Origin of the sequence: Actinotalea ferrariae (assembly GCF_019733465.1) — a bacterium.
Taxonomy (GTDB): Bacteria; Actinomycetota; Actinomycetes; order Actinomycetales; family Cellulomonadaceae; genus Actinotalea; species Actinotalea ferrariae_A.
Genome location: NZ_JACVQL010000314.1, coordinates 1 through 8,988 on the forward strand (window position 1 = coordinate 1; position 8,988 = coordinate 8,988).

General features: G+C 75.7%; 9 protein-coding genes. 4 read left to right on the forward strand and 5 right to left on the reverse strand.

The annotated features are described in order from the left end of the window. A partial coding sequence (locus tag ICW40_RS18715; RefSeq protein WP_221655506.1) for an ABC transporter ATP-binding protein occupies nt 1-2,217 on the reverse strand: 2,217 nt, incomplete at its 3' end. A gap of 377 nt (nt 2,218-2,594) precedes the next feature. Next, nucleotides 2,595-3,335 (reverse strand): YggS family pyridoxal phosphate-dependent enzyme, encoded by a 741-nt coding sequence (locus tag ICW40_RS18720; RefSeq protein WP_308121908.1) that lies wholly within the window; start codon nt 3,333-3,335, stop codon nt 2,595-2,597. A gap of 106 nt (nt 3,336-3,441) precedes the next feature. Here ICW40_RS18720 and sigJ point away from each other — a divergent pair, with 106 nt between their 5' ends. Together sigJ and ICW40_RS18730 are read left to right on the forward strand one after the other, a co-directional pair. Beyond that, the gene (gene sigJ, locus ICW40_RS18725; RefSeq protein WP_221655507.1) at nt 3,442-4,374 is read left to right on the forward strand and encodes an RNA polymerase sigma factor SigJ; all 933 of its coding nucleotides are present in this window, start codon (nt 3,442-3,444) and stop codon (nt 4,372-4,374) included. A gap of 37 nt (nt 4,375-4,411) precedes the next feature. Then, a complete protein-coding gene (locus ICW40_RS18730) occupies nt 4,412-5,059 on the forward strand; it encodes a uridine kinase (RefSeq protein ID WP_221655508.1) in 648 nt (215 codons plus the stop codon). Here the strand turns inward: ICW40_RS18730 and ICW40_RS18735 are convergent. After that, a complete protein-coding gene (locus tag ICW40_RS18735) occupies nt 5,046-5,618 on the reverse strand; it encodes a carboxymuconolactone decarboxylase family protein (RefSeq protein WP_221655509.1) in 573 nt (190 codons plus the stop codon). The two genes, ICW40_RS18730 and ICW40_RS18735, sit on opposite strands and share 14 nt — an antisense overlap. Nucleotides 5,619-5,778: 160 nt before the next feature. Between ICW40_RS18735 and ICW40_RS18740 the strand changes: the two genes are divergently transcribed. Next, nucleotides 5,779-6,171 carry a YccF domain-containing protein gene (locus tag ICW40_RS18740; protein ID WP_221655510.1) on the forward strand — a complete coding sequence of 131 codons (393 nt, stop codon included), beginning with the start codon at nt 5,779-5,781 and terminating at the stop codon, nt 6,169-6,171. Nucleotides 6,172-6,186: 15 nt separating this feature from the next. Here the strand turns inward: ICW40_RS18740 and ybaK are convergent, their stop codons facing one another. Beyond that, on the reverse strand, nt 6,187-6,681 hold the full coding sequence (gene ybaK / locus ICW40_RS18745) for a Cys-tRNA(Pro) deacylase (RefSeq protein WP_221655511.1): 495 nt from the start codon (nt 6,679-6,681) through the stop codon (nt 6,187-6,189). A 62-nt stretch (nt 6,682-6,743) separates the two neighbouring features. Continuing rightward, a complete protein-coding gene (locus ICW40_RS18750) occupies nt 6,744-7,961 on the reverse strand; it encodes an epoxide hydrolase family protein (protein ID WP_221655512.1) in 1,218 nt (405 codons plus the stop codon). Nucleotides 7,962-8,021: 60 nt separating this feature from the next. Here ICW40_RS18750 and ICW40_RS18755 point away from each other — a divergent pair, with 60 nt between their 5' ends. Then, nucleotides 8,022-8,981, forward strand: coding sequence for a helix-turn-helix transcriptional regulator (locus ICW40_RS18755; protein WP_221655513.1), 960 nt, complete (start codon nt 8,022-8,024; stop codon nt 8,979-8,981). Nucleotides 8,982-8,988: the final 7 nt, after the last annotated feature.

Sequence of the window (8,988 nt, forward strand, 5' to 3'; positions counted from 1 at the left end):
GGCCGACCGGCCGGCGAGCGGGGCACCCGCAGCCGAGACGGCGGCGGACAGCGCGAGGACGGCGCCGAGCGCGACGCCCGCGAGCAGGCCGCCGCCGGCGACGCACGTCGCGACCACCAGGAGCGTGCCGTTGACGACGTCGACCCACCGGTCGGCGTAGAGCACCGCGCGCTCGCTGTCGAGCGCGCGTGCGGTGACCTCGCCCGGCGGGGTGCGCGGCAGGCGGCGCTGACGCGTCTGTCCCAGCAGGACGGCGAGCCGCATCCGCAGCGTCACGGCGGACCACCACAGCGGGTAGACGCGGAAGGCGAAGGCGACCGTGAGGGGCGTGAGGAGGAGGCTCACGGCGAGCGCGACCGCCTCGGGCCACGGCTCCTCGCCACGGCCGAGCGCCGTGACCAGCCGACCCCACAGCCACCCCGTGAGCACGCCGTACGCACCGAGGAACGACCCCGCGAAGAAGGCGACGGCACCCGCGATGCCCCACCGCGGGTACGCGCCCACGAGCCGCAGCACCGTCCGGGCGAGGCGCGGCGGACGGACCTCCGGGGCGACGCGCGGCGTGCGCCGGCGGGCCCGGGCCGGCAGCGCGGCGCTCGTCGTCACGGTCACGGGGTCGCCCGAGGACGCGAGGAGGTCGCGGAAGGGCCCGGGCTCCTCGGCGAGCCGGTTGCGTGGCCCGTGCTGGACGAGCCGGCCCCGCTCGAGCACCGCGACCGCGTCGCAGCGACGCGTCGTCGAGAGCCGGTGGGCGATGACGACGCCGGTTCGGCCGGCGAGCAGCCGCTCGGACGCCCGCGTCACGCGGTGCTCCGTCTGCGGGTCCATCCGCGCCGTCGCCTCGTCCAGGACGACCACGCCGACGTCGCGCACGAGCAGGCGCGCGAACGCGACGAGCTGCTCCTCGCCCGCGGAGAGCGTGGTCCCGCCCGTGCCGAGCCGCGTGTCCACGCCGTCCGGCAGGGACGCGACCCAGTCCTCGAGTCCCAGCGCCTCGAGCGCCTCGAGCACGCGCGAGCGCGGGACGTCGCCGAAGAGCGTGATGTTCTCGGCGAGCGTCGCGGCGAGGATCTCGGTGCGCTGGGTGACCACACCCACCGCCCGGCGCAGCGCGTCGACGTCGGTCGTCGTGACGTCGCGGCCGCCGACGAGGACCGCACCCGGGGGCGGCTCGACGGCACGCGAGACCAGCTTCGCGACCGTGGACTTGCCCGCGCCGGTCCGGCCGACGAGCGCGCACGTCGTCCCGGCGGGCACGGCGATGCTCACGTCCTGCAGCGCGAAGCCGCCGTCGTACGCGAACGTCAGGCCGCGCAGCTCGACGGCCAACGGCCCGTCGGGCAGCGCGGCGCCGCCCGCGGGCTCGCGCGGCGCGTTCAGCAGCGTGCCGATGCGCTGGAGCGCGCCGAGACCGGCCTGGAGCTCCGGCAGGTGGTGGCTGACCTGGCTGAGCTGTCCGACGAACGTCGTGACGAGGAGCCACAGCGTGACGAGCGCGGCGACGTCGAGCCGTCCCCCGGACACCAGCGCGACACCGCCGACGGCGAGCCCGGCGAGCAGCGCGTGCAGGACGAGGCCCGTCCGCAGGCTCACGGCGAGCGACGCCCGGCACGTGTCCGCCACGCGGACGAGCACGACGCTCGCGCGCTCGGCGTACCGGCGCACGACGTGCGCCTGCCCGAGCGACGAGCGCACATCGTCCCGGCCCGTGACGGCCTCCTCGAGCTGCGCGGAGTGGTCCGACCAGGCGGACTCCTCGGCGAGCTTGCGGCGCGCGAGCTCGGGCGTCAGCCGCCGGGCCACGAGCACGACGACCGCCGCGACGACCGGGAACGCGAACCATGCGGGCCACCAGGTCAGGCCGGCGACGACCCAGGCGAGCGCCGAGCGGAGCACCGAGCGCGCCATGGCCCAGCCGGTGCGGCTGAGCGTGACGCCGAGCTGGCGCGGGTCGTCGTCGACCCGGTCCATGAGCTCGCCGACGGCCTGCTCCTCGAGGACCGGCAGCGGCTGGCGGAAGGCGGCGCGCAGGAGGTCCGCGCGCAGCCGTCCCTCGGCGCGCCCGACGACCGCGGCGAAGAGCGTGCGCCCGAGCGTGTCGAACAGCGTGGACGCCAGCAGGAGCGCGGCGAGGGCGGCCACGAGCGGCGCGGTCGGGTCCTCGGCGAGGCGGCCCGCGACGACAGTGCCGAGGGTCTCGCCGACCGCGGCGAGCACGGCGACGGCGACCGCCGCGGTGGATGCGGGCCCCGACAGCCGTCGCCACGTGAGCCCCTGAGGCTCGGCGGCACCGGGGCCGTCCGACTCGACGGCGCCCTGGGGTCCGTCGAGGCCCCGGGTGCGCTCGGGACGTCGGGATGCGTCGGGGTCCCGATCGCGCCCGGCCCCTGGCCTCGACGGGCTCGCCTGTACTGCCACCGTTCCCCGCCCTCCGTCCGGCCCTGGCCGGCTCGCCGTGCCGTGCCGTGCCGTGCCGTGCCGCGCCGGTCCCGGCCGGCCGACGGTCCACGCTAGTGCGGCCCGCCGACACCGGTCGCCGCGATATCACCGGCCCGCGCGCCGACGGCCTGACGGCGCCGGGATCAGGCCCGCGCTCAGGCCCGCGGGCGCTCGCCGAACACCGCGGTGCCGATCCGGACCATGGTCGAGCCCTCGGCGACCGCGGTCGCGAGGTCCCCGCTCATCCCCATCGACAGCTCGCGGGCGTCGCCCGTGCCCGGCTCGCCGGACGCCACGAGCGCGTCCCTGAGCTCGCGGAGGCGGGCGAAGCCCCGCGCGACGAGCGCGACGTCGCGCGAGGCGGCACCGATGGTCATGAGCCCCGTGAGGCGCAGGCGGGGGAGCCGGCCGACCGCGGCCGCGAGGTCGAGCGCGGCGTCGGGCGCCACGCCCGCCTTGGTGCTCTCGCCCGAGACGTTGACCTGGACCATGACGTCCAGGTGCCGGTCCAGGGCCTCGCAGCGCCGCGAGAGGCGCTCGGCGAGGTCGACGCCGTCCACGCTCTGCACGCACGCCGCGTGGCGGAGCGCGAGGTTGACCTTGTTGCTCTGGAGCCGGCCGATGACGTGCAGCGTCGGTGCGAGGTCGGCGAGCGCGGGGGCCTTCGCGACGAGCTCCTGGACCTTGTTCTCGCCGAGCAGCGTCGCCCCCGCGAGGACGGCCTCGCGCACCACCTCGACCGGCATGGTCTTGGTCGCGAGGAGGATCCGGACGTCGTCGGGCTCGCGGCCCGCCGCGAGGGCTGCGTCCGCGACCCGCGCGCGGACGGCCGCGAACCTCAGGGCGACGACCCCGGGCTCCGGGGCCAAGGGCTCACGCACGGGGGAGTCGGGCACGCACGGACCCTATCCGCGGCGCCGGGATGCCGTGCGGCGCTGGGATGCTGTGTCACGTCCGGCGCCCGCCACGCGTCGGGGTGGGGTGACGGGCACGAGGAGGGACATGCAGCAGGACGAGCGCACGCCCGACGTCGACGCGAGCGCGCCCGGCGTCGTCGCCGCCGAGTTCGACGCGGAGCGGGGCCGGCTCGTCGGCCTCGCGTACCGGATGCTCGGGAGCGTCCACGACGCGGAGGACGTGGTGCAGGAGGCGTGGCTGCGACTCGCGCGCTCGGACCGTCCGGCGATCGACAACCTCGCGGCGTGGCTCACGACCGTCACGTCGCGCCTCTGCCTCGACCGCCTGCGGGCGGTCCGCGCGTCGCGCGAGCAGTACGTCGGCCCGTGGCTGCCCGAGCCGCTCGTCAGCACGACACCGGGTCCGGCCGAGGTGGCGGAGGTCGACGAGTCGATCCGGATGGCGCTCCTCGTCGTGCTCGAGGAGCTGACGCCCGAGCAGCGGGTGGCGTTCGTGCTGCACGACGTCTTCGGGGTGCCGTTCGGGCAGCTCGCCGACGTCCTGGGGACGAGCGAGGCGAACGCACGCCAGCTCGCCTCGCGCGCGCGCCGGGCGGTCCGCTCGCAGTCGCCCGAGCCGGCCGTGCCGCGAGCCACCCAGGAGGCGGTCGTGCACGCCTTCCTCCGCGCGGCGGTCGAGGGCGACCTCGCCGGCCTGGTCGCGGTCCTGGCGCCCGACGTCGTCCTTCGCTCGGACGGCGGCGGTCTCGTGCACGCGGCGCTCCGGCCGATCAGCGGCGCCGAGAAGGTGGCCCGCTTCGTCCTGGGCATCCGCGAGCTCGCGGCGGGTGCCGAGCTGCGCACCGACGTCGCCGTCGTCAACGGCGAGGTCGGACTGGTGCTGCACGTCGTCGCGGGGGAGGGGACCCGGACGGAGTCCGGGGTGACGGTCGTGGTCCCACGCGTCGGCGCCGACGGGCTCGTCCACGGCCTCGACCTCGTGCGCAACCCCGAGAAGCTCGGCCGCCTCCTGGACTGACGCCCGCGGCTCCGCGGCGAGCGAGCACCATCGTCGGATGGACCGTCCGTCGCTGCTGGCGCTGCTCGCCGACCGCATCACAGCGCGCGGAGCACGGGTCGTCGCGGTCGACGGCGTCGACGGCGCCGGCAAGACCGTGCTCGCCGACGCCCTCGGCGTGGTGCTGGCGGGTCGGGGACGCGACGTCGTGCGCGTCGGCATCGACGGGTTCCACCACCCGCGGGCGGTGCGGTACCGCCGCGGACGCACGTCGCCGATGGGCTTCTACCGCGACTCGTACGACGTCGACCGCTTCCGGGCCGAGGTGGTCGACGCGGCGAGGACGCACGGCGCGGTACGGACGGCCGCCTTCGACCACCGCACCGACCGTCCCGTCGAGGCGGCGCCGGTCCCGGTGGCGCCCGACGGCGTGGTCCTCGTGGACGGCATCTTCCTGCACCGGCCCGAGCTCGACGGGGCGTGGGACCTCTCGGTGTTCCTGCGCGCCTCGTTCGCGGCGACCTTCGCGCGGATGTCCGTGCGCGACGGGTGCCCGCCGGACTGGCGGGACCCGGCCAACGCCCGCTACGTCGAGGGTCAGCGCCTCTACCTCGCGGAGATCGACCCGGAGGCGCGGGCCGACGTCGTCGTCGACAACGACGACCCGGCCCGCCCCGTGCTGGTCCGCGACGTCACGCCCGGCTGACCGCTCCCGGCAGCGCGCACACCGTCGCGTCGGTGAAGCCCTGCGACGTGATGCCGAGCGCGTGGTTGAGCCGCGACCGCTGGTTCTCGAGCGCGACGAGGTGCGCGAGCTCGACCACGCCCGCGTCGCCGAGCTCCGCGCGCAGCTCGGCGACCTGCTCGTCGGTCACGGTGGTGGGCGTCGCCGTCGCGGCGTCGGCGAACGCGAGCGCGCGCTTCTCGAGCGGCGTGAGGAGTGGCGAGCCGGCGTAGTCGGGCACGGCCATGAGGCGCTCGGGCGTCAGGCCGCTCCGCAGCGCGAGCATCGCGCCGAAGTCGATGCACCACGGGCAGCCGATGACGACGGCGACCCGGTGCTGGACGAGGTCACGCAGCGCGACCGGCAGGTGGTGGCGCTGGCGCAGAAGCAGCCCCTCGTGCACTGCTGTCGCCCAGAAGACGCCCCGGTGGTGCGCGACGACGCGGTGCGGCTCGAGGCTGCGGCCGAACATGCGCCGCGTCGCCGCGAGCGCGAGCCGTGCCGCGGGGGCGATCCGGGTGGGGGCAGGGATGCGGGCCATGGGTCCTCCGTCCGTGGCCACCGGGCGGTGGCTCATCGGGTCGACGCCACCGGCCGGGGCGACGTGACGGCCTGCAGGTGCGACGTGCGTCACACGCCTCAGGGACGCACCAGGGGCTTCCCGGGTACCGCCGCGCTCCGGGATGGAGGACGGTGGGCTCGTGCGCACACTGCTCAACATCATCTGGTTCGTCTTCGCCGGTTTCTGGCTCGCCCTTGGCTACGTGGCGGCAGGGATCATCTGCTGCCTGCTGATCGTCACCATCCCGTTCGGCATCGCGTCGTTCCGGATCGCCGGCTACGCGCTGTGGCCCTTCGGCCGGACCGTCGTCGAGCGTCCGACGGCCGGCGTCATGTCGACGGTCGGCAACGTCATCTGGGTCCTCGTCGCGGGGATCTGGCTCGCGATCGAGCACGTCGTCACCGCGATCCCGCTGTTCCTGTCGATCGTCGGCATCCCGCTCGGCATCGCGAACCTCAAGATGATCCCGATCTCGCTCATGCCGCTCGGCAAGGAGATCGTCCCGAGCGACCGGCCCTTCGCGAGCCGCTGACCTGCGGCCTGCGCCTCAGTCCCGGGCGATGTCCGCGACGACCGCACCGGTCAGCCGCACGAGGTCGCCCGGGGCCAGCTCGACGTCGAGCCCGCGGCGCCCGCCCGAGACGAAGACGGTGTCGAAGAGCTCGACCGTCTCGTCCACCACCGTCGGGTGCGCCGTCCTCTGGCCCAGCGGCGAGATGCCGCCGACGACGTAGCCGGTCGCGCGCTCGGCCACGGGCCGGTCCGCCATGGCGGCCTTCTTGCCGCCGACCGCGGCCGCGAGGGCCTTGAGGTCGAGCTTCCCCGTGACGGGCACCACGGCCACCGTGAGCGCGCCGTCGACGGTGGTCATCAGCGTCTTGAACACCTGCTCGGGCGGGACGCCGAGCACCTGCGCGGCCTCGAGCCCGTAGCCGACGTCGGACGCCGGGTCGTGCTCGTACGCGTGCGCCGTGTGCGGGACTTCCGCCGCGGCGAGGGCGACGAGCGCGGGCGTGCCGGTCGGTGCGGTCTTCTTCGCCACGTCGGCAGCGTACTGAGCGGGCTCGGGCGTCGGCGCACGCCCGAGCCGCCGGACCGTGCGCGTCAGCGGAGCGTCCGGAAGAACTCCCGCACGTCGGCCACCAGGAGCTCCGGCTCCTCGAGCGCCGCGAAGTGGCCGCCGTGGTCGACGTCGACCCAGCGCGTGATCCGGTGCTCCCTCTCGGCGTAGCGCCGGATGCCCACGTCGTCCGCGAACATGATCGCTCCGGTAGGCACCCCCGAGACGGCCGCAGGCGTCCCCCAGGCGTTCTCCTGCGCGTAGCCGACGTAGGCGGCGGAGCCTGCCGTGCCCGTCAGCCAGTAGATCATCACGTTCGTCAGCAGCCGGTCGCGCCCGACGACGTCGTCGGGCAGGGCCGTGCGTGGGTACGTCCACTCGCGGAACTTGTCGACGATCCAGGCGAGCTGGCCGACGGGCGAGTCGACGAGGCCGGCCGCCAGCGCCTGCGGCCGGGTCGACTGGATCGCGATGTAGCCGAACTCCTCCCGCATGAACGACTCGACGCGGGCGAGGCGGTCCTGCTCGAGCGGCGTGAGGGTCGCGCGCTCGGCCTCGTCCGGACCGTGCAGCGGCATGCCGATGCTGCCGTTCACGTGGACGCCGACGACGGCGTCCGGCGCCACGCGCGCGACCTCGGGGGACACGGCCGCGCCGAGGTCGCCGCCCTGGACGCCGTAGCGGGCGTAGCCGAGGCGTCGCATGAGCTCCGCCCAGGCGCGCGCGATGCGAGCCGTGTCCCAGCCGGCGTCCGCGACTGGACCCGAGAAGCCGAACCCCGGGAGCGACGGCACGACGACGTGGAAGGCGTCGCGGGCGTCGCCGCCGTGCGCGACGGGGTCCGTGAGCGGGCCGAGGATGTCGAGGAACTCGACGAACGAGCCCGGCCACCCGTGCGTGAGCACGAGCGGGAGCGCGTCGGGGTGGGGCGAGCGCGCGTGCAGGAGGTGGATCCGCTGGCCGTCGATGTCGGTGGTGACGTGGGGCCACGCGTTGAGGCGCGCCTCCTCCGCGCGCCAGTCGTAGCGGTTCTCCCAGTGGTCGACCAGCGTGCGCAGGTAGGCCACGGGCACACCCGTGTCCCAGTCGTCACCCGGGAGCGGGGTGGGGAAGCGCGTGCGGGCGAGCCGCGCCCGCAGGTCGTCGAGCTGGGCCTGCGGGACGTCGACGCGGAAAGGTCGGATCCGGGGATCCAGGCCGTCCCGGCTCGCGGGAGCGGACGTGGTGGGCGTGGTCTCGGGGTGGGTTCCGGTGGTGTCCATGCCTTCACTCTCGACCGCGTTGAGGACAGGATCGGTCCTGATGCGGAGGAGGATGTGACGATGACGACGTCGGCCCGGCTCCTGGAGCTGCTCGCCCTGCTCCAGTGGCGCCGCGAGTGGTCGGGCCCCGACCTCGCGGCGCGGCTCGGCGTCACCGAACGGACCGTGCGGCGCGACATCGACCGTCTGCGGGGCCTCGGCTACCCGGTGGACGCGCGGCGGGGGTCGGCGGGCGGCTACCGGCTCGGCGTCGGTGCGGCGATGCCGCCGCTCCTGCTCGACGACGAGGAGGCCGTCGCCGTCGCCGTCGGGCTGCGCACGGCGGCGCAGAGCGGCGTGGCGGGTGTGGCCGAGACCGCGGTGCGTGCGCTCGCCAAGCTCGAGACGGTGCTGCCCTCGCGCGTCCGGCACACGCTGCACGGCCTCACGGAGGCGATCGTGCCCCCGCAGGTGGGAGGCGCCGACGTCGACGTCGGCGTCCTGCTCACGCTCGCGCTCGCGATCAACGACACGCGGCGCCTGCGCGTCGACTACCGCAGGCACGACGGCGAGGAGTCACGACGCGAGGTCGAGCCGCACCGTCTCGTGCACTCGGCGGGCCGCTGGTACCTCGTGGCCCGGGACGTCGGGCCCGCGCAGTGGCGCACGTTCCGCGTGGACCGCCTGACGCCGCGCCAGCCGTTCGGCGCGCGCTTCGAGCCGCGTGAGCCGCCGGACCCGGACCTCGGCGCATGGACGGCCGACGGCGTGACCACCCGGGCGTACCCCTACCGCTGCCGCGTCGACGTCCACGCCCCCGCCGCGGTCGTCCGCGAGGTCTACGGACTCTCCGTCGCCGTCGTGACGCCGCTCGACGACGACCGCTGCGAGGTCGTGATGGGCTCCGTCTCGCTGGACGAGGCCGCCGCCTGGCTCGGTCACCTCCGCGCGGAGCTCGTGGTCCACGAGCCGCCCGAGCTGCGCGCGGCGCTCGCGGCGCTGGCGGGCCGGCTGGCCCGCGCGGCCGCCCCACCGGGCTGATCGGAGC